The sequence below is a fragment of the Paenibacillus sp. GCM10027626 genome, from assembly GCF_042676285.1.
In the GTDB taxonomy this organism is placed as follows: domain Bacteria; phylum Bacillota; class Bacilli; order Paenibacillales; family Paenibacillaceae; genus Paenibacillus_Z.
In genome coordinates this window covers 32,668-53,228 of the sequence record NZ_JBHTHC010000009.1, presented here as the reverse complement: position 1 = coordinate 53,228, position 20,561 = coordinate 32,668, and the positions used below count along the sequence as shown (strand labels likewise).

16 protein-coding genes, 1 pseudogene and 2 riboswitches are annotated in these 20,561 nt (G+C 46.7%); of the genes and pseudogenes, 4 read left to right on the top strand and 13 right to left on the bottom strand.

The features are described from left to right. Positions 1-128 precede the first annotated feature (128 nt). Positions 129-950 carry an AraC family transcriptional regulator gene (locus tag ACFQ0N_RS18290; protein ID WP_379328732.1) on the top strand — a complete coding sequence of 274 codons (822 nt, stop codon included), beginning with the start codon at positions 129-131 and terminating at the stop codon, positions 948-950. Between the two features lie 462 nt (positions 951-1,412). Next, complete coding sequence (locus ACFQ0N_RS18285) at positions 1,413-2,483, top strand: bifunctional 3-deoxy-7-phosphoheptulonate synthase/chorismate mutase (RefSeq protein ID WP_379328730.1); 1,071 nt, start codon at positions 1,413-1,415, stop codon at positions 2,481-2,483. A gap of 148 nt (positions 2,484-2,631) precedes the next feature. Here the strand turns inward: ACFQ0N_RS18285 and ACFQ0N_RS18280 are convergent, their stop codons facing one another. From ACFQ0N_RS18280 to ACFQ0N_RS18260, 5 genes are all read right to left on the bottom strand, one after another. After that, a complete protein-coding gene (locus tag ACFQ0N_RS18280; protein ID WP_379328727.1) occupies positions 2,632-3,423 on the bottom strand; it encodes an IclR family transcriptional regulator in 792 nt (263 codons plus the stop codon). Between the two features lie 156 nt (positions 3,424-3,579). After that, on the bottom strand, positions 3,580-5,061 hold the full coding sequence (locus ACFQ0N_RS18275) for a M81 family metallopeptidase (protein WP_379328725.1): 1,482 nt from the start codon (positions 5,059-5,061) through the stop codon (positions 3,580-3,582). 205 nt (positions 5,062-5,266) lie between these two features. Continuing rightward, positions 5,267-6,133: a MurR/RpiR family transcriptional regulator gene (locus ACFQ0N_RS18270; protein WP_379328723.1), complete on the bottom strand. Its 867-nt coding sequence runs from the start codon at positions 6,131-6,133 to the stop codon at positions 5,267-5,269. 242 nt (positions 6,134-6,375) lie between these two features. Beyond that, entirely contained in the window at positions 6,376-7,095 is a 720-nt protein-coding gene (locus ACFQ0N_RS18265; protein ID WP_379328721.1) for a YqaA family protein, read from the bottom strand. A gap of 279 nt (positions 7,096-7,374) precedes the next feature. Beyond that, positions 7,375-8,166: a YhcN/YlaJ family sporulation lipoprotein gene (locus tag ACFQ0N_RS18260; protein ID WP_379328719.1), complete on the bottom strand. Its 792-nt coding sequence runs from the start codon at positions 8,164-8,166 to the stop codon at positions 7,375-7,377. 160 nt (positions 8,167-8,326) lie between these two features. On the opposite strand from ACFQ0N_RS18260, the gene ACFQ0N_RS18255 reads away from it, so the two are divergent. Further along, positions 8,327-8,878, top strand: coding sequence for a superoxide dismutase family protein (locus ACFQ0N_RS18255; RefSeq protein WP_379328717.1), 552 nt, complete (start codon positions 8,327-8,329; stop codon positions 8,876-8,878). Positions 8,879-8,933: 55 nt separating this feature from the next. Here ACFQ0N_RS18255 and ACFQ0N_RS18250 read toward each other — a convergent pair whose 3' ends face one another. Then, entirely contained in the window at positions 8,934-9,755 is an 822-nt protein-coding gene (locus tag ACFQ0N_RS18250; protein WP_379328715.1) for a transglutaminase domain-containing protein, read from the bottom strand. A 14-nt stretch (positions 9,756-9,769) separates the two neighbouring features. After that, positions 9,770-9,850, bottom strand: a riboswitch (cyclic di-GMP riboswitch). A 43-nt stretch (positions 9,851-9,893) separates the two neighbouring features. Beyond that, positions 9,894-9,974, bottom strand: a riboswitch (cyclic di-GMP riboswitch). Continuing rightward, positions 9,966-11,135 (bottom strand): response regulator, encoded by a 1,170-nt coding sequence (locus ACFQ0N_RS18245; protein ID WP_379328713.1) that lies wholly within the window; start codon positions 11,133-11,135, stop codon positions 9,966-9,968. Its footprint overlaps the riboswitch before it by 9 nt. Before the next feature lie 816 nt (positions 11,136-11,951). Between ACFQ0N_RS18245 and ACFQ0N_RS18240 the strand changes: the two genes are divergently transcribed. Beyond that, positions 11,952-12,554, top strand: coding sequence for a TetR/AcrR family transcriptional regulator (locus ACFQ0N_RS18240; RefSeq protein WP_379328711.1), 603 nt, complete (start codon positions 11,952-11,954; stop codon positions 12,552-12,554). Positions 12,555-12,556: 2 nt separating this feature from the next. Here ACFQ0N_RS18240 and ACFQ0N_RS18235 read toward each other — a convergent pair whose 3' ends face one another. The 6 genes and pseudogenes from ACFQ0N_RS18235 to ACFQ0N_RS18210 all read right to left on the bottom strand — a co-directional run. Further along, entirely contained in the window at positions 12,557-12,841 is a 285-nt protein-coding gene (locus ACFQ0N_RS18235; RefSeq protein ID WP_379328709.1) for a hypothetical protein, read from the bottom strand. A gap of 90 nt (positions 12,842-12,931) precedes the next feature. Continuing rightward, positions 12,932-13,333 (bottom strand): response regulator, encoded by a 402-nt coding sequence (locus ACFQ0N_RS18230; protein ID WP_379328707.1) that lies wholly within the window; start codon positions 13,331-13,333, stop codon positions 12,932-12,934. Between the two features lie 31 nt (positions 13,334-13,364). Further along, positions 13,365-16,475: an MHYT domain-containing protein gene (locus ACFQ0N_RS18225; RefSeq protein WP_379328705.1), complete on the bottom strand. Its 3,111-nt coding sequence runs from the start codon at positions 16,473-16,475 to the stop codon at positions 13,365-13,367. Positions 16,476-16,680: 205 nt separating this feature from the next. Next, positions 16,681-17,328, bottom strand: coding sequence for a class D sortase (locus ACFQ0N_RS18220; RefSeq protein ID WP_379328703.1), 648 nt, complete (start codon positions 17,326-17,328; stop codon positions 16,681-16,683). Positions 17,329-17,371: 43 nt separating this feature from the next. Next, positions 17,372-19,084 carry a hypothetical protein gene (locus tag ACFQ0N_RS18215; protein ID WP_379328701.1) on the bottom strand — a complete coding sequence of 571 codons (1,713 nt, stop codon included), beginning with the start codon at positions 19,082-19,084 and terminating at the stop codon, positions 17,372-17,374. A gap of 248 nt (positions 19,085-19,332) precedes the next feature. After that, a pseudogene (locus tag ACFQ0N_RS18210) lies at positions 19,333-20,561 on the bottom strand (MSCRAMM family adhesin SdrF); the annotation flags it as partial.

Genomic DNA, 20,561 nt, shown 5'->3' with positions numbered 1-20,561 from the left:
CACCTTTCCACTGTAACCGCTTCATTACGCAGCTTTCTAATCTCTTGCTTGCAACCAGTATACATGTTTACTACAATCAATCTATATAACGATTCGGCTATTCACTATCATAGAAAGGCTGATATAAAATGAATTTTAATTTAAGTTTTATGCAATTTTATTTGCTGGAAGGGGCAACGAGCGTCGAATATCACAGACATTCTTGCTATGAAATCGTCTACTACAAAAGCGGTTCCGGCATGACGCAGATTGACGGCAAGCGTTACAAATATGGCCCGAATACTTTTGCTGTCAACCGCCCGAAAAGCTTGCATAACGAATGGCATGACGAGGAAACAGAGCTGCTGTTTATCGGTTTTCATTTCGATGAAGTGCCGGTTTCCCTGCCAAACGGCGTTTTTCGGGATTCACCCCACCATCCGGTGCAGCAAATTTTCGAGAAAATGAAGTCTGAATTAATAAGCAAAAAAAATTATCATCTGCTGATGCTTAATATGCTTGGCAATGAGCTGATGCTGGAAATCGGTCGTACACCGGATTTGGCTACCGGAGAAGTTGAAGCAGAGGATCGCATCCATTTTGCGCGAAATTTTATAAAAGAAAACTATACACAACCGCTACAGTTAAAAACGCTGGCTTCATTATCCGGATATAGCACCGATCGTTTCCGCCATGTGTTCAAGGAGCGTACAGGCATGTCCCCGATGAATTTCCTTATGCTCGAACGCATTGAGCATGCCAAGAAACTGTTGGCTAAGCCCGAGCTGAAAATCGCAGCCATTGCGATGGAATGCGGCTTCTCGACCGCCTCCCAGTTCAGCGCCCTCTTCAAGCAGGAGACCGGGATGACGCCAAAGGAATTTCGCGAGCTGCCGCCCCCTGCTCCCGATAAGCAAGAAGCGGAGCCGGGATGGCCCGAATATGGGGTCAGCCCTATGACAGATGACTAGCCTTTTTGACTTGCTCGCAAGGTCAATAGCAACAGCTTACTCTCTCTTTGCTCTGTCGCGCTGAAGCAAATACGCTTTAAAACATGGGCTTGACGGACAGGTTCATTCTGGTTTAAGATGGTTTTCAATCAAACACACTTTCACAAAAGCGATGACGGAAAGAGTAAGCAGCTTATGTTTTCCTGACAGGAAAGGCGTGCCACCGACTGAGAGCACCCGAGGCGAGCATGCTGCTGAAGTTCACTCCCGAGCTGGTTTCCCGAAGTGACTGCAAGCCATGCAGTCTTTAAGGATACCCGTGCCCTGCGTTAAAGGTTCAAGTGAGATTGGTTATTGGTTCCCATAGCATCCGGGACTCGCCAATCTAATAAGGGTGGTACCACGGCTCCTCGTCCCTTGCGGCGGGGGGTCTTTTTGTTGTCTGGCCGGACAATGCATACAAAACTAAGGAGCGAAATCATAATGGCAAACCCACTAGAGCAGCTGCGCGGAAGACTGGATGAGATCAATTTGGAATTGCTTGCGCTATTATCCGAAAGAGCGGCAATTGCCAAGCAAATTGGCCAAGAAAAAGAAAAACAAGGGGTGCCAAAATTCGATCCGGTGCGCGAACGAGCCATGCTCGAGCAATTAGTCGCGCGCAATAACGGCCCTTTCGATGACGAAGTAATCCGCCATCTGTTCAAGCAAATTTTCAAAGCATCGCTCGATTTGCAAGAAACGGACCATAAAAAACATCTGCTCGTCAGCCGCAAGAAAAAACAGGAGGATACTGTAATTGCACTTGGCGATACTGCGATCGGCGGCAGCAAACCGGTTATGATCGCTGGCCCATGCTCGGTAGAAAGCTACGAACAGGTACGCGAAGTAGCAGCAGCATTGCAGCAGGCAGGCGTAACTGTTATGCGCGGCGGCGCCTTCAAACCGCGTACTTCTCCTTACGACTTTCAGGGGCTTGGTATGGAAGGCTTGAAAATATTAAAAGAAGCCGCCAGCGAATTCGGGCTGAAGACGATTAGTGAAATCGTCGACCCTTCCCATATCGAGCTCGCTTGCGACTATATCGATGTCATTCAAATCGGCGCGCGCAATATGCAAAACTTCGAGCTGCTGAAAGCTGCCGGCGATGTCCGGAAACCTGTTCTGCTGAAGCGCGGACTGGCGGCTACGATCGATGAATTTCTGCATGCTGCCGAATATATCGTATCTCGCGGCAACACCCAAGTTATGCTGATCGAGCGCGGTATCCGAACGTATGAAAAAGCAACGCGCAACACACTTGATATTTCCGCCGTGCCGATCCTTAAGCAGGAAAGCCATTTGCCAGTCCTTGTCGATGTTACGCATTCCACTGGACGCAAAGACATTCTCGCCCCTTGCGCCAAGGCCGCGCTGGCAGCAGGCGCGGATGGCATTATGGTGGAGGTGCATCCCGATCCGGCTACAGCATTGTCGGATGCGGCCCAGCAATTGAATATTCCGGAATTCGAGCGTTTTCTGGCCGAGATCAAGCAATCCGGCCTGTGGCGCTAACATACAGCCTTTCGTGGGCTATTGAGGAACGCCAAGAAGAAACGGCTGACGCCATCCTGGCGCGAAACAAGTTTCTTCCCTTAGAAATATTAGCTATGTATAAGGTGAAACTTATACTTTCTTATATTTTGACAAAAAGGACGACAGGCTACAGCCTGTCGTCCCCTTGATGATACAAGTTAAGGCTTAATTCCTTCGCACCCTGCTTCACCGCATCAATCGCACGCTGCCACAGCTCATCATTCAATCGGGAAGAAGGAATCGAAATACTCATGGATGCTACGGCCTTTCCCTCCGAATTGAAAATTGGCGCGGCAACACATTGTATGCCTTGCACAGACTCACCATAACTGTATGCCAACCCGTCTGCGCGAATCAGCTCGAGCTGCTTCAACAAAGTGCTGCGGTCAGTCACCGTACTGTCGGTCAGCTTGCCCATCTCTTCATTCGGATAGAGCGCCGTAATTTCTTCTGTCTCCAGACTGCTAAGCAGCGCCTTTCCCATTGCGGTAGAATGAAGCGGGAGCTTCATCCCTCTGTGAGAGACGAAACGCACCGGATGTGTGCTTTGCTTCTCGGCAACATACAAGATTTTATCCTCATTGCGAATCGATAGAAAGACGGCTTCATTAATATCGTCCACAATTTTTTGGCTAATGTAATGAAATTCGGTAATGAGATCCGTATTTTGCACATAGCGGGTAGCAATTTCCAGAATTTTGTAGCCTAGCTTGAACATTTTCTCATTTTTATCGGTTTCCAAATAACCGCGCATCAAAAGATTTTGCAAAATTTTGTATGTGCTGCTAACAGGCATGTCCAGTTTGCGAGCAATTTCCACCAAATTCATCGGCTCTTGCTCCGATGCGAACAATTCAAAAATATCCAGTACACGATCGGCCGATTTGACCGTAGCGGACGGCTTGTTTTGCTCTACCATAACAATACCTCCCTGAGCGAAAATTTAAACCATCTTCCAATGTAGCCGCTCCGGCAATAAATTGCAACGATAATTTACTGTCAGGCAGCAACAAAATGCCCGTTTAAAATAACAGCAACTATCAGCTATTCCCGATAGTTGCTGCTCACAATTCATTCAAGCGATATCGAACGGATATAATGGCTTATTCAAATGCTTGTATTCAAAATGCGACAGCAAGGCGCTGCAGCAACCCGGTGTGTCTACGTCGAACGCTTTTTTGGCGAGATCACCGAATGCAGTTTTCCAAGCAATTGCCGACTTCGCTACAATAATATGAAACTGGCCGGGATCGAGCCCTACTGAAGTGACATGCGCCACGTCCCATGGAGCCACACGATTTTCAGTCAAAATAATAGTTAAATTGCCCGTTTCAAGAACGGCTGTCCGACCCATATCTGCATGCTGGCCTGTCATATAAGCACCTACATGACGATATTTTCCATCGCTAACCTGGCTAATAACAGCCGATACCTTCACCGGATCGCCATGCAGCTTGTCGGACTTGCCGCCAATCTCGCCTGCAAAGGCCGCTCCAGCTCCTAAAGCATAAGCTTTGCGGGCTTCCTCCTCATCGCGGATGACGATAAGGCTTTTGCGCGGTGCATTCACCAGCTCTGCTAACAAGAAGGTGCCATCGGCAGGCGCGCCTCCGCCGACATTATCGGAGGCCTCCGTCAGCACAACCGGCCCCTCCTCTTCTGCATAAGCCGCCTGCAAGGCTTCCTGCACACTATATATCGGTGTAATGAACCGGTGGCGGTTATTCCATGCCCATGCTTTTAATTGCTGCGCATATTTATCGGCAACCTCTTGAGAACCGTCTGCCACTACGATAAACGACATGCCTGCGTAAGGAACGTCACTGTACGGAAAGCCGCCTGCAACAGTAACCTTCAATACTTGCGGATCAGCCTCGATCGCTGCCGCTTCATCCATCAATTCCTTCATCGCCCCTTCGCTGGTCAGCATCGCTTGGGGTACAACAACCATTCCAGGAGCGCTCCATGCCAGCACAGGCTTAACCTCACCCCGTATGGCGGCTGCCAGCATGTTGACTGCATCGATGGCACGCTCATAGGCATCGATATGCGGATACGTATCGTAGCACGAGTATATGTCAGCGGCTTCCACCATTTCTGGGGTAATATTGGCATGCAAATCAAGTGTAACAGCAATCGGTACATTACTGCCAAATCTGTTGCGCACAGTACGAATCAGCCTGCCCTCTACATCAAAGCAGGACTCGGCAACCATCGCGCCATGCAAAATCATGACGATACCGTCCGCGTCCGCCGCGATCGAATCAACCAGCTCACGTTCCAGCGCATCAAGCGTCTCGGAGGTTACCATCCCTGACGGAGTGGTGTACGTATAGAGACCAGGGACGAGCTCCAACCCATCTTTTTGGGTCGCATCGATCACGCCGCCCATCGACGTTCTCGTGCCGGTATAACGCTCTAAAAAAGCATCGCCAGCGTGCCAATCCGCTTTAAAATCTGCAAGTGTCGTCCTGCCAGGAGCAAATGTATTCGTCTCATGAAGAATGCCGCAGACAGCAATCCGCACTTTATTATTAGCCATCTTACGTTCCATCATAACTGCCTCCCAATATGTAAAGTACGATTGAAATCATCGTATCACAGTGAATGGTTTTACATCAAGATATTTATTTTCAAAATAGAAAAACCCAAATCGTTTATGATTTGGGTGAATTTAATACCATGCTTCCAATGCTATACTAGTACAAAATTTCATTTGATTGCATACAATTACTAACTTTTAGCCACAGCAGCCTGCTTTGCTACCCTTTTGTACGTTTCGACCAGCTTACAGCTTTGCGCGTTCGCTCCAGCGACTGAATGGCTTCCTGCGCTTGTCCGGCCGCAATGCCGACAAATAAAATATCAATAATGTTCATTTGCGCAATTCGCGATGCCATCGCGCCGCTGCGAATGCTTTTTTCCAGCGAGCTGACGAACAAGCGAATATCGGCCAATTCTGCTACCGGATTGTTCCCGAACTTCGTTAGCGATATAATCGCCGCCCCATTTTCTTTGGCAATTTCGAGCGAGCGAATCGTTTCCTCCGTCTGTCCGGAGTACGAAATCCCCAGTACAGCATCCTCCTTGTTCAAATTTGCCGCAATGACAGCCTGCATATCAAAGCTGTAAGCCGATTCGCACCAGCGGTTAATCCGGGTAAGCTTGAACTTAAAATCTTCGGCAATGATCGCCGAAGCCCCAATGCCGAATACCGCAATCTTGCGTGCCGAACGCAAAACCTGAATCGCCTGCTCCATCTCTTTAATGGAAGAAATCATTTGCGTATCCTGAATCGATTTGATGTTATTGCGCGAGATCGAAGCGATCAAATTAGGTATCGAATCATCAAACTGGATATCCTGATATTCATCGGCATTCGAATCTGCCGCATCTGATAGCGCCAGATCAGCGGCAATTTTTAGCTTCAGCTCTTGAAACCCTTTGCACTGCATCGAACGGGACAACCGCACCAATGTCGATTCGCTGACATTCGCCAGCTTCGCCAAGCTTTGAACAGATAAATTAACGATGCTTTTCGGGTGATCGAGAATATATCGCGCTGCCTTTTTTTCCATTGCCGTTAATAACGGAAAAGCCTCTTCCATACGAATTAATAAACCGCTCACTACAGACACCTCATTTACTAATCATAGCCATAATTTATTATGGCCCAAAGAATCTATACAGGTCAATAAAAGTCCACAAAAAGAAACGGCTGACGCCGTCCTTGGCGCGAAGCAAGTTTCTTTCCTTAGAAATATAAGCTGTGTATAAGGTAAAACTTTTACTTTCTTATATTTTAAAAAACACGCAAAAGCTGCCTCGTTCAAAGCCTAAACGATCGGCAGCTCTATACATAAAAAATATTTTAGTGCTCTGGTGTTTGCGTTATTTCATTAGAAGCTCTTCCGCCTAGACGCGTGTTTTTTGGCTGTGAAGCGTCAGGTTTTGCCGCTGGCTCAGCTGAATCCTCTGTTAAGAAGGTATCAGCCTCCGCTTTCGGGGCGTCTTCGGGAGTCTGCGACGCTTTTTTCTTTTGCCTTCTCTTTTTTAATAGAATATAAATAATGAGGAAAGGCACAGCAATAACAAAAATATAAATGGATACACCTTTCACCATATGTTCTGCTGTGCGGCCGTAAAAGTAAAACAGCAAACCTATGACATAAAATTTTACAGCACGGCCAACAGCTGCATAAGCAAGCAAACGCCATAGCGGGAAATTCAAACAGCCCGACATTATGGTAAACACTTTAAAAGGTATCGGAGTAAAGGAGCCTATAAGAATTGCCGTCTCCCCGTTTTTTTTAAACATCTCCGTGGCGGAATCCACCCAGGAGCGCTTAAGGATTTTGTACAGCACCGTATTGCCGACTTTTTTACCGATCAAATAGCCAAAAGGGGTGCCTAAAAGGCACGCAATATAACCGACCGTAGCAAGCCAAAGTGCAGTGGACGGGTTGGCAAGACTTAAAGAAACTTGAAGAAAAAATGCCGGAATCGGCACGATAATGGCATCAGCGAAAGAGTGAATAAACAGCCCCCATGCGCCAAAATCCATCAGAAAGTCCGTTATCTTCTGAATCATATAGTTACTCCTATCCACAGCAAATACACTGTTTCCGGGAGCGGCTAAACCTTACAAATCCGTCTGAACATCTGCTCCCTCTTATAAACCAAACCAGTGGACATGGATTATGTTGCGCCGCTTTCGGGTTTGATTTAAATATAACATAAAATACGCGCAATTAAAAACTCCAGGCGCCCATAATCCTAGTAAGATCATGCCATTTGCGCCATCAAAATTAAAAAGCCATAATGCTCTTGTACGAATACAAGAACATTATGGCTGACAAATCTTGTCGGCTTAACGGAATGGCGCTGTAACTGTACGACCGATATCTTGAATCAGTACGCCGATATCATTGGCAAAATTGCGAACAGGGTGTCCATCCAGCGGCCTTATATTACTGCCGCCAAACGACCTTCCAGTCATGCCATCCAGCGACCTTCCAGTCGTGCCAGTCGTTCCAGTTGTTCCAGTTGTTCCAGTTGTTCCAGTCGTTCCATCCGTTGAACTCATTTGATGTTTCATGTTCGTGATGCGTGTGTGAAGCTTTTTGTCGGTTGTAATGTGCACCTTGTAGCCGGCATCACGCTTTTCCAGTGTACGCTTGACTTGTCGCGCTACAGCAGCGCCGTTTTGACCGGGTTTGACCTCAAGACCTACTACTGCATCACGTCCGTGAACGATAACAGTGGCTTTGCTTACACCTTTTACAGCCTTGGCTTGGGTTGCCATTCTGTCGGCAACGGCGGAATTATTCTGATGACCGGTAACTCCTCTTCCTGGGGCCGGAGACGTCATACCGTCATAATTATAAGCCCGTGGAGATGGAGTCGTCACGTGGTCATAATTATAAGTCCGCGGACCTGGAGTTGTTGGAGTTGGAGTTGTCATGCGGTCATAGGTATGAGCCCGCGGAGTAACGCCATACATATTTGTTCGGACACCATCTTTATAAATGCGGTTATCTGTCGTCGTACGGTATTGATTTGTTCTAACGCCGTCAGTTGTTCTTTTACCGCATCCTGTTGCCGTTACTGTTGTCGCCAAAGCAACCGACAGCAGCAGTACACCATAAGTTTTTTTGTTCATCATTATGATGATTCACCTCCTGCAGCTTAGAATGAGCATCTGACCGCCCTCTCATGCTAGGTAATATTACGCAATGTTGGTCACTTCGCACTAATATTTTTCCGGCCGGGAGGACATGCTATGAAGAAGAATCACAAACATTACCAGGAGGAATCCAATAATGAGGAAGTCATTAAGTAAAACGGTGCGCCTATTCAGCTGCGGCAGCTTGTTAATGCTGGGTGTCATCAGTTCCATCTCACCTGCTGCATTTGCCAGCTCCACAGCTCACAAACCGATCGCTGTGACCATCATTAATAGCGAAGGCAAGGAGATTGGAACGGCGACAATTGTGCAGCAGAAAAATGCGGTCCAAATCAACATAAAAGCGGAAAAACTGCCGCCTGGTTTGCATGGTTTTCATATTCATGAAACCGGTCTGTGTGAAAAGCCAGATTTCAAGTCAGCTGGCGAGCATCTGAATCTGACCCACAAGCATCATGGATTTAATAATCCGAAAGGCTTTCATACCGGCGATCTACCCAATCTTCTCGTTCAAAAGGACGGGACAGTAGAAGCCACCATCGAAAGCAAGGTGTTTACTTTGAACGATTTGCAAAAACCAGGCGGCACCGCCTTAGTTATTCACGAGAAGCAGGATGATTACGTAACCGATCCGTCAGGCAATTCCGGCAATCGAATCGCTTGCGGGGTTATCCAAAAAAAACAATGACAAAAAGGGAGTCCTGTCAGCAACTTGCAAGCTACAGGACTCCCACTTGTATTCATTAATATTGCTTTTCCACTTTGTAATTCTTGTCATCCTTGATCATTGGCAATGCTTTTTTTGTATTTTTCAAACCGGCATCGATCGTTGTATCAATTGTAACCCATTTTCCGTCCATTAACACTTCGTTCCAGGCATGGTACACATCTACATATGTTGTTTTTCCCATTGTCATTTTGGCGGGAATATCTACCGCGCGCAGCATGGCTGCAAATAACGCCGCATAACCATAGCAGATGTCTTTGCCATCCTTGAGTGTCCGGTCAATTTGCGGCAAATAATCGGTTGTCACTGTCTTGGCCAGTGTATTATCGTAAGCGATGTTGTTAATAATAAAATCATGGATCGCTTTCACTTTCTCCGCGTCTGTCTTTTTCCCTTTAATCAGTTCGTTTGCTTTGACAATCGCCTGGTTCTGAGCGTCCCATTCAATATTTTGTACCGTATTCAAGTATACGACATTCTGATCAGCCAGGTTCAGCTTCACTGTATCTTTGCCAATAACTTTATACTGATTTCCGTTTACCTGCTCCAGCAGTGTAACCGTATAGTCTCCGTTGCCCATTTGCAGCGGGAACCGCTCTTCCTTCACTCCGTTACGCACCGTGTAGGTGTAGGTTCCAGCGCCTTTTGCAATCATCAGCTTGATCTTGACTTTAGGTTCGGCATTGTAATGAACCGCTATAAGTCCTTTATTCAGTTCACCCTTGTCCAACCATGCAGCTTGTCCAGCGTTTGCCGCCGCTTGTACATTGCCGGCAGCACCAGCAACCGCAGCCAATAAAACAACAAACGCCATCAACGTCAGCATAAATTTACGCATATAAAAAAACTCCCTTCGGTAGCTGGCTGCCATCCTTGAGGGAAGGCCCTGTAGCTTTGCGTCCCTGCCTTTCGACAGGTTTGCCGTTATCGTGTAAAGTTTTTTTGCCATGCTATGAAATAAAAAAAGCTTGTTCATTTCGGTAGCTGGCTGCCATCCTTGAGGGAAGGCCCTGTAGCTTTGCGTCCCTGTCTTTCGACAGGTTTGCCATTATCGAGAATAGCTCACTTGGCGAGGATCAGCCTCGCTCCGATATTGCTTCCACCGCTTGTACCATTCATTGATGGTATGATGCACGTCAACCTCCAACTCGTCAGCTAACCGCGACTTTAACAAACGGTACTGCTCGTCCACCTTGGCACTTTCGCCCAATAAATCATAAAGCTTCATCAAGCCAAAGTAGCCCTCTTCTTCATACGGAAACAACTGCTGCATTCGCCCGTATACTCTGCTCGCCTTCATCTTCTGACCCTGATCAAGATACAGCTTAACCAAGGCGCTCATCAGCGTTATGCATTGCTGCCGCAGTCTCTCGCGCTCATGCTCAGCCCACAAATAGTCGTAGTCGGCCAAGTAATCGCCAGTGTACTGCTGCAAAATTTCCTCAAGCTCAATTACATCCTGCGAACTGCTGGAATCCAGCTGCCTGATGCTTTGCTCCCATATTTCAACATCTAATTCAACTGGTTGTCCAATCGTAAGAAGATAACCGGCTTCATGATTGCATCTCGTAATCGTCACCGATGTCAATCCTTCACTCTTCAACACCTTGCGAATATGATAGATTGTTGTATACATCTGCTGCATGGCCTTCGGTACATCCATCTCCGGCCAAAATAGCTCCATGATTGTTCCGTGATCGACTACAACATTGCGATGATGCAATAAATAAGCAAATAGCTCTTGCGCCTTGCTTGTCCGCCACTTAACTGCCCGTGGCTCCTGGCCTGGAAATTGAAAGCGCAGCGCCTTAAAGCAACATATGCTCGGCAACTTTGCTTCAGGAGTCTTCGCTTCTTGCCGCTTAACGCGCAGCCGCTGTACCGTCAGCCTTAGACGGTCCACGCGCACCGGCTTCACAATATAATCCAGCGCGTAAAGCTCAAAAGCGCGAACAGCGTAATGATCGTAGCCGGTTACAAATACAAGCTCGACATCCGGCAGCACTTCCTGAAGCAGCTCTCCCAGCTCAAGCCCGTTAATACCGGGCATATGAATGTCCAAGAAAACAACATCCGGCTTCAGAACACTTGCTTGCTCAATAACAACGCTTGGGATGGTATAAACACTTAAAACCTCAACCCCGCCAATGTCCTTCTCAAGCAGCTTCTTCAGCCTTGCAGCAGCTAGTCGTTCGTCATCAACTATGAAAGCTTTCATATCAAGGGTCCTTTTCCCATAGACTTAAGCATGGTAGATATTGTATTTCTATGACTCTAGTATATCACCTTATGTCGATTTTTCCTAGCCCGACTTCCAGAATTAAGTACATATTTCCTATGTCGTTTGTCGATATTTTGAACGATTGTAAATGAAGCTTTTAGGATGCTTTTCCCCCAAGCAGCTGCAACCAAACATCAGGCTCTAAGATTCCTCAATATTTTTTTAATTTCTTCCCTATGTTTATTTTCAGACGAAGGAAAAGCCCTTCATTTCGTCGAACTGAATAAGACATGACACCGCGAAAACCCGACTAAACCGCAAATAACGCATCCTGTGTCCGGGACACCTCTGAATTGGTCGGTATTCGACAAAATAGCGGATCGTGTGTCCACTTGGCTTAAAAAACACTTGACATTCTCCAACTCTAAGGCCAAACCAGCCGAATTTTATAAATTCTATAAAATCAAGAAGAAAAGGCTGACGCCGCTTACCCTGCAACCTCTGGTAGAAAATGCCTTGCGTTACGGTCTTTTAACTCGCGCAAATGGAAGTATAATAAAGATAGAAATCATAGATCGTCCTTCGCATGAAGCATTCGCCGTCATTGACGATAGGATCTGGCATGAGCGGGACATAGTGCCGTCACTCAAATCAAGGCACGTATATTTCCTTCAACATCCCGAAAATCGCTTCTACTGCGCAGCCCGCGGGAAGATTCCAGGCAGTAATGCCTGCGCTTGGAATCTTCCGGCTATGAACTTGTATGTATGCTGTACAAAAATTATAATCGTCTAAAAGGCCAATGGAGGAATAATGAGTAACAAAAAGGAAGAATCAAAGAAGAGAATTTTGGATGCCGCGAAGCAATGCTTTGCTGAGAGCGGCTACAACAACACTTCTGTACGCCAAATTTGCGATGCGGCAGATGCAAATCTGGCTCTAGTGTCTTATTACTTTGGCTCCAAGGAAAATTTATATTATGCCGTCATCGAGCGGCTGACACAGGATGTCAGCTCTTTATTCAACCAGGGGCAAAAGCAAATTGAAGAGCCGGCTGAGGAACTGTGCCATTTTATCCAGCTTTTCCTTAGAGCGCGTTATGAAAACAAGCTATTTCATATGATTCTCAAACACGAACTCTCATCCAGCGGGCCGCTCAAACAAGCGATTCGTAATATCTTGACCCCTTGTTTCGATTACCTGCGCACTATTTTAACCTCCGGCAAAGAACAAGACGTCTTTCATTTCGAATCGCTGCCCCAAATTGAAATGTACATCATTTCTATTCTTGTCTATCCCGCTTATGATTCCTTGCTTACTGAAGCATGGGCTGTCGGCCGAGATGCCGATGCCGGGCCAGATTACGAAATAAAGCAGACGACCCACTTTGTTTTGTCAGGCCTGTCGCAGCGATAAGCTTACATCTGATCATCGAAAAGCTGCTTTAATGCCTCTATTTTTTGCGGATTGGAAAAGTCTCGCAACGACAGGCAGGTTAATCCTTCATTGATTAAAGCTAGCTTAAGTGCAATGCGATTGGTCGTTTCAGGATTCCGGTATGTTGCTTTTCTTTGTAATATATCGAACAAATTACGTTTCCGCTTGTTCAGCTCTGCGGTCAAATACGTCACATCATCCTGCGATAATGCCGGAATCCTGCCGAATAATTTATTTGTCTTTCGTCTTGTCACGATTTCCAACATCGCTCACCCCAGTTTATACTCTCTCTGTTAAACACCAGTGTAAAACAAGGGTTTAATTTTTTCAACCGCTTTCTGGATGCCCCCTTACTTTTAGCCAATCCGATTTTTTTCAATTAACGCCCGATAGGCCAAATGATTGCGAATTTTTGCTTTTACCGATGCGGGATGGTACGGCTTGGCAATATAATCAATCGCGCCGGCAACTAATCCGATTTCGGCATCCTCGTCATGATCCAATACGGTTACAAATATTACCGGAATCGCTTCTGTTTTTGGATTTCTTTTTAAACGCTGACACACTTCGTAGCCATCCATTTCCGGCATCATCACATCCAAAATAATGAGATCCGGCTGCATTCGCTCGGCAAGCTCAAGTCCGTCCATTCCATTGACAGCAGATAAAGTATTATATTCATCGTCAATAATCGCTTTTATCAGCTCAATGTTCGTCAATGTATCATCAATGATTAATAAGGTATGTTTGTCTTTCAAGCTTGATCTCACTTCCATTTCGTAGATTTCGCTATACTAAGCCTTCGCGGGCCAATCGCGCGGAAACGGCGGCAAGTACCTTATGGAGTAATGAAATCAATTGTTCTATATCGCCGGCTATTTCCGCTACTTTCCCCTGCTTTACTTTCGACTCAAGCTCCCTCGTTGTTTCCGCAAGCATATCCATCGACATGTTGCCTGCCGCTCCTTTCAAATTATGCAGTTGAAGCTGCAAGCCTGCCCAATCCTGTTGTTCAACTAACTGCTGCAATTTCAAATCCAGCTCTGCCTGTTCCCGATAGAAGATCATATAGAGCTGATTGAGCAGCTCAGGGCTTCCGCCAAGGCGGTCAAGCAAGTCATAGGAATTCAGCAATCCGATCCCTTCATCCTGCTGCAAAGCATAATTCTCCCCTTCCTGCCTTCCCTTTATTCGGCTGCCTGCCTGCAGCCAAATACTCACCGTCTGATGCAGCAACTGTGGATCAATCGGCTTGCCAATGTAGTCGTCGATGCCGGCCTCCACACATTTTTGCTTCTCCCAAATAAACGCATTGGCCGAAACGGCGATAATCGGAATTGCCTGGTCTAACTGGCGAATCCTTTTGGTAGTGTCGTAACCGTCCATTTCAGGCATATGCAGATCAATCAGGATGAGGTCAAACGGCGGCAAACTTGTATTCGCAAGCCGTTTAATTGCCTGAACTCCATCAGCTACCGCTTCAATATTGCGGATATAAGGCTTTAGCAGTTCCTGCAAAATAACCCGATTGAGCTCCAAATCCTCCACTATAAGAATACGCGCTTCATCGGTTGCCGTTGCAGCAACCTCATTTTCGACAATTTCTTGTTCCGGCTGCCGGTGCTGCTTTCTTGCAAAGTTCGCATGCATCAAATGTTCTACGGCAGATAACAGCTCAAAATTTAATAACGGCTTTTGCAATATCCAATAGTTTTCCGTCCATTGCTCCATATCCCCATTGAGCTGCTCGCGATGCAAGCAATTTACCAATGTGAATATTGGAATACTATGAACTCTTGCCTGCTCTACTATTATTGCTCGTTCGTCCTGTTCAGCATTTCCCTCCATCTCCCAGTCCAGAATAATAAGATCAGCGTATGGCATACTTGTTGACTGCATTTGCGACAAAGCTTTCCTGGTCCTTTTGCCGTCCTTGTCGAGAGCAATCAAGTGTCCTTCGGCCTGCAAGGTCTCGACAATAAATTGGCACATTGCATTATTGTCGGTTACGATAGCAATATGCAGCTTCTTCTCGACCGTCTCCTTTGCCGCCGGCTGTTCAATTTCTATACCGAAATCTGCTGTAAATGAAAATTCACTTCCACCCCCAAGCTCGCTTTCTACTGCAATTTGACCATTCATTCGCTCTACTAGCCGCTTACTTATAGGCAAGCCTAGTCCTGTGCCGCCATATTTCCTCGTTGTCGATGATTCCGCCTGAACGAACGGCTCAAAAAGCAGCGTCTGATGCTCCTTGGAAATACCGATGCCGTCATCCTTAACTGAAAAATGAATCGTTGTCTTCTCAGCTGATTGCGCCACTAAAGTTGTCCGGACGATAATTTTGCCGTTCTCCGTAAATTTGACTGCGTTATCAACCAGATTCGTCAAAACTTGACCGAGCCGCATTGGATCGCCTATTAGCTGCTTAGGCGCCTTGCTGTCATGTAAAATAAAGAGCTCCAGCCCTTTCTCTGCCGCTCGCAATGCCACGACATCGGCAACATCCTTTAGCACCATTTCCAGCGAAAAGGGGCATACCTCCAGCTCAAGCATATTTGATTCAATTTTGGAGTAATCAAGATTGTTATTAATTATACTGCGGATCGACCTCGATGCCGATTGAATAATCCCCAAATAGTCCTGTTGCTTTTCCGATAGCTCGGTTCGCTGCAACAGATGGCTCAGCCCGGCAATGGCATTTAATTGCGTACGTATTTCGTGAATGACACTCGCCAAAAATCGGCTTTTGGCCTGATTTGCTTCCCATAGCTGCAATTCCAATTGCTTGCGCTCGGTAATATCCTGCGCGAGCATATAAATATCTTCGATCCTCCCGCTAACAATTAACGGAATCATTGTAAGATTCAGATAAATTCGATCCCCCTTTTTATGGCGAATCGCGATCTCACCTGTTTGGGAGACTCCGGTCGCTGATCGATTAAACATCGACTTCACCTTATCCCGCTCTGTCTGCTCGACAAGCTGGAGCGGTTGAATGGCTGCCAATTCTCTTGCCGAGTAGCCGCTAATTCTGTGCACGCTGGGGTTCGCTTGCAGAAGATTGCCTTGAACATCGAACAGACTGACAAGATCGGGACTGCGCTCGAACATAAAGTAATAACGTCTCTCCCCCCATTTTGCCATGCGTATGACCACTCTGCTTTCAATTGTCCGGCTAAGAAAAATGAGCAGCAGCATTAGCAAGGCGGCGGCACTTACCCAAATCACTAAAGTAAAGTGATCTGCGGTTGCTAGCACCCTTTTGCCAACGGACGACACCGGGTCGCCAAGCTCGTATTTTGCTGCGGCCATCCCCGTATAGTGCATGCTCGCAATCGCGGCACCCAGCAAACAGCCTCCAAGCAGTTTTTCTTTATTTTTAAGCCTGCGGGAGCTGCTTTTAAAATATAACCATAATGCTGTGTAGGAAATTACCAGAGCAATTAGGATTGACAGAAGTACAAGATAGGGATCATATGAAATATTGGCAGGAATAATCATCGCAGCCATGCCTGTGTAGTGCATACCGGCAATTGCGCTGCTCATAAACAGTCCGCCAAAAATCCATCTCCTCATCGAGTTGGATCCAAGGGTAACAATTCGCAATGCAATGAACGAGGAACAGATGGGAAGCAGCATCGAGACAATAAGCAGTGTAATATCATAGGCGACCGGAAAGGGCAACTTGTGCGCCATCATACCGATAAAATGCATGCTCCAAATTCCCAGTCCTTCAACAAACGAACCGACGACAATCCAAACCAGGGTAAACCGCTTCAGCTGATGCAGCACGCGATGAACGATGTTTAAAGCGGCATACGAAGCAAACATCGCCACCACAATCGAAAGTATGACGAGCGACATATCATAAGACCTATCGAGATGAAAATGATGCATGACGATCACCCCCCTACCATGCTCCTTTACTTCCAAATCTTACTGTTTTTAAATTTTACTCTATTCGCCAAAAGTTTCATAGGGGGTCCTAAGTAGTGTAATTAAACAACGATTTAAGTAGTATACTAGTAGGGCTATACAAGAAAAAAATGAGACTCTAGCAATATGAAAAAGAAGGACGACAACTCCAATAAGGAGCGTCGCCCTATAAATTTAGCGAATTATTCAAAGTAACCGGATAGGCGTATACTATATATCTTTGCGGCGCATTGCCGATAAAACGGAATGGATAGCAGGTTGAAACCGTCAGCACCTCTTCTCCCATCGGCCGGATAACGGTCCGGTCATCCTCGTCGACAATTTTTGTTTCTTTAATTTCATACTCAAATTTACCGTATGGAAGCTCGACAATAAAACGATCGCCAATCTCTAATAAACCAAAATTTCGAAACACGGTGTCTCGGTGACCGGATAGTAAAATTTGCTCTCCGTCTGATGGAAACACACTTTTCGTATAATGCCCCACTCCTTTGGCGAGCATTTCTTCCTCAGTGCCTTCGATAATCGGCAATTCGGCATCCAGCTTCGGAATATTAAGAATTCCAACGACATCGTCGTCCTTTGGTTCAAAATCTTCACGTTCCGTGTAAACCGGCAAATCCGGTTCATGCCCGGTTGATGTCATCGTATCAGCCGGCTGCTGCGCCTGCGGCAGTTTGCGGCGCAGCATATTTTCAGCCTCCTCTAATGCCTTGCGGGTACTCACTTGATAATCTACATACTGATAGATCGCAACGGAGATGAAAATGAGTCCGACTGCTATGAGCAGCGTACCCAGCCTTTTTCCCATCATTCATCCACCCCTTCATTCAGTATATATGCTTCCTTGCTTGTCCCTACACATTAGTTAAGGTTAAACTTTCATAGTTTTCCAAAACAGGAACGCGATAGGTTAAATAGTTGCAGTAGCCCGATAAATTGTGCTCGATGTCATCAATTCGCACTCTGAACGCATGATGCCGAATGAAGAAGCCGCCCAGCACCTGTTTAGGCTCTTTAAAATACATGGCGATTTCCGGATAACAAAACCCTACCCGCTGATACTCGGACCGCTTATCGATGGTACGGAACAAGAAATCTTTATCGATGTGAGTTAACAAATGGTTTTTGCCAAGCTGCTCAATTTTGCCGACCATCTTGTAAGCGGCCATTGTCAATTCCAAAAATGTCGGATAGGTCGTATTCCGGTCATAAATAAAGCTCAGTTTATTTTGACAGTTTTTTAAGCCAAAAATAAAATATTCATCTTCCGGTGCATAATTTGTTATTTCATTCGCCGCATAGCTCAGCCAATGGTCGTGGTACTGCCAATAGTCGTTTCTAATCAAATGTTGGAACGACAGCTTGACTGCGTCCATCCAGCAGGTTTGACGATCCAAATCATACAGGCGCAGCAGGGAGAACACTGCTTCTCCCTCGTAATAAATCGTACGGAAGGCATCCTTCAATGCAAAGGACGGATATTCCCACACATGCTGGAAGCTGCCATCCGCTTGCTGCATGCTCAGCAATCCTCGTCCAAGCGCCCGGGCAAGATCAATATATCTGTGGTCGCCGGTCACCTGCATCAGCTTCGTCAAAGCCAAAATCGCATGCGCGTTGGAGCCTGCTTTTATTTCGCGATGGTTGGCATGATCTACGACATACGCCTGATTATCTCGATAGACGATCGCATTGTCGATCAAAAAGCCGATTCCTCTGTTGATAGCTTGCAAAATCGCCTCGTCCCGCAATACTTCATATCCTTCGGCCATCGCGTACAGCGTGCTTGCATGACGCAATATATTGTAGGTTCCAATATCTTTGGCAAAGCAAGGGAAATAGCCATAATTGAACTTGCCGTCGGCATGAATCTGACTTACCAAATAATTTGTTGATTTATGAATTAATTGCTGCAGCTCCAGATCAAGCCGCTCTACCTTGCGGATGCCGTTCGTCAATTCACCACGGTACAGCTCAAACACTTCTCCGGCATCATCGATATATCCAATCGTCTCAAAAGTATAGATGCTTCTGTTATGATAGAAGCGCTCCACAAAAATAGGGGCATCGCTGTAATTATAATTTAAGTAGTTATTGATATTTTTTTCATCCAGCTCCTGCCGGTCGTCCTCGTTAGCCCGAATCATCGCATACCCGTTTAGCTCCTGCTCCAAAAAAGCGATCCGAAAATCGCGGTCAAACGCTATCCCTTTGCGAAAATAGTTCTTTTTGACAGTGGCGAGATACTCCTGAAAGGACCCATATTCCCATTTGGTCATATGAGACACAAGATCAACCTTAATCCACTGCGGATCTATATATTTCTTTGTAACTAATGTTAAAAAAGAGCGTTGTACACGATTCCAGGCCGTCATAAAATTATCGGCACTAGCCTTTACTACTCTTGCCCGAATATCTGGATTGCCTACTGATAGAAATACGACATATTGCATATCTCCATCCAAATCCGCCCTCAAATTGGTTTCAGTCTCGCTTAAATGCTGCTCCAGCTTCATTTTCAGTGCATTCAAACGGTCTTGCACCTTTGTGACCTGAATCGTTCTCATTTCAGCACTCCACCTTTCGTTAGTAAAAAGATTCCATTATGCTTTTGTGAAAAAATGAGATGATACGACTATTGCCGTCTCTCTCGGTAAAAGGCAGTCCTCCTCCAAATAACGGGGCTGTATAGAGATTGGCGCGATGTTGCTTCCTCAGCAAGTGGGCTAAAGCGATAAAAATAAATCCTTTAACCACCTTGCAGAAGAAGCAAATATAAAATTTGCTTCTTCCACGTTCCAGCCATCCGTTTCGCTTACTTTTGGCTCTCTTTTCTTCGTTTGCCTGCAAATCTGGCTGCCAAACCGGCGAACAAGAGTGCAGCGCCGGCAGCTGCTTGATTCCACAATGTTGAGGCTGTATTTGGCAAACGGTTGTTGTTGTTATAAGAACCGTCTCCTCCTACGAGCACACCGGCGCCATCATAAACTGCTTCTACCGCTTCCCATTCATCATTACGGTTATTGTTGTAATCTACATTACCGTTGTTGTAGTCAATCCCGTCGCCAGCAGGATCATTAGCATCATCATTGCCGGTTAGTCCCGATCCGGCTGCGTTGCCATCTCCATTGCCGTCGAGGCTACCTCCATCCTGACTAGTTCCTGATCCACCGCCGTTGCTACCGGTTCCTCCGCTGTTGTTGCCTGTTTCACCGCCGTTGTTACCGGTTCCTCCGCCGTTATTGCCTGTTTCGCCGCCGTTGTTACCGGTTCCTCCGCCGTTATTGCCACCGTTACCGGATCCGTTGTCCCCGCCACCGTCGGAGTCTGAGTCGCTGTCACTGTCGGAATCCGAGTCGCTGTCCGAATCCGAGTCACTGTCGGAGTCTGAGTCGCTGTCACTGTCGGAATCCGAGTCGCTGTCCGAATCCGAGTCACTGTCGGAGTCTGAGTCGCTGTCACTATCCGAATCCGAGTCGCTGTCGCTATCCGAGTCCGAGTCACTATCGGAGTCTGAGTCGCTGTCGGAATCTGAGTCGCTATCGCTGTCCGAGTCCGAGTCACTGTCGGAGTCTGAGTCACTATCGGAGTCCGAGTCGCTGTCGCTGTCCGAGTCCGAGTCACTATCGGAATCCGAGTCGCTGTCGCTATCCGAATCCGAGTCACTATCGGAGTCGGAGTCGCTGTCGCTGTCCGAGTCCGAGTCACTATCGGAATCCGAGTCGCTGTCGCTATCCGAATCCGAGTCACTATCGGAGTCGGAGTCGCTGTCGCTGTCCGAATCCGAGTCACTATCGGAATCTGAGTCGCTGTCGCTATCCGAGTCCGAGTCACTATCGGAATCTGAGTCGCTGTCGCTGTCGCTGTCTGAATCCGAGTCACTATCGGAATCTGAGTCGCTGTCGCTGTCTGAGTCCGAGTCACTATCGGAATCTGAATCGCTGTCGCTATCCGAATCCGAGTCACTATCGGAGTCGCTGTCGCTGTCCGAATCCGAGTCACTGTCGGAATCTGAATCGCTGTCGCTGTCTGAGTCCGAGTCAC

Coding starts and splice junctions, on each gene's coding strand:
- ACFQ0N_RS18275 (WP_379328725.1), bottom strand. CDS start 5,061: ATGATGGAACGTAAGATGGCTAATAATAAAGTGCGGATTGCTGTCTGC.
- ACFQ0N_RS18245 (WP_379328713.1), bottom strand. CDS start 11,135: ATGAAAGCTTTCATAGTTGATGACGAACGACTAGCTGCTGCAAGGCTG.
- ACFQ0N_RS18285 (WP_379328730.1), top strand. CDS start 1,413: ATGGCAAACCCACTAGAGCAGCTGCGCGGAAGACTGGATGAGATCAAT.
- ACFQ0N_RS18240 (WP_379328711.1), top strand. CDS start 11,952: ATGAGTAACAAAAAGGAAGAATCAAAGAAGAGAATTTTGGATGCCGCG.
- ACFQ0N_RS18215 (WP_379328701.1), bottom strand. CDS start 19,084: ATGAGAACGATTCAGGTCACAAAGGTGCAAGACCGTTTGAATGCACTG.
- ACFQ0N_RS18265 (WP_379328721.1), bottom strand. CDS start 7,095: ATGATTCAGAAGATAACGGACTTTCTGATGGATTTTGGCGCATGGGGG.
- ACFQ0N_RS18235 (WP_379328709.1), bottom strand. CDS start 12,841: ATGTTGGAAATCGTGACAAGACGAAAGACAAATAAATTATTCGGCAGG.
- ACFQ0N_RS18280 (WP_379328727.1), bottom strand. CDS start 3,423: ATGGTAGAGCAAAACAAGCCGTCCGCTACGGTCAAATCGGCCGATCGT.
- ACFQ0N_RS18290 (WP_379328732.1), top strand. CDS start 129: ATGAATTTTAATTTAAGTTTTATGCAATTTTATTTGCTGGAAGGGGCA.
- ACFQ0N_RS18250 (WP_379328715.1), bottom strand. CDS start 9,755: ATGCGTAAATTTATGCTGACGTTGATGGCGTTTGTTGTTTTATTGGCT.
- ACFQ0N_RS18220 (WP_379328703.1), bottom strand. CDS start 17,328: ATGATGGGAAAAAGGCTGGGTACGCTGCTCATAGCAGTCGGACTCATT.
- ACFQ0N_RS18255 (WP_379328717.1), top strand. CDS start 8,327: ATGAGGAAGTCATTAAGTAAAACGGTGCGCCTATTCAGCTGCGGCAGC.
- ACFQ0N_RS18260 (WP_379328719.1), bottom strand. CDS start 8,166: ATGAACAAAAAAACTTATGGTGTACTGCTGCTGTCGGTTGCTTTGGCG.
- ACFQ0N_RS18225 (WP_379328705.1), bottom strand. CDS start 16,475: ATGCATCATTTTCATCTCGATAGGTCTTATGATATGTCGCTCGTCATA.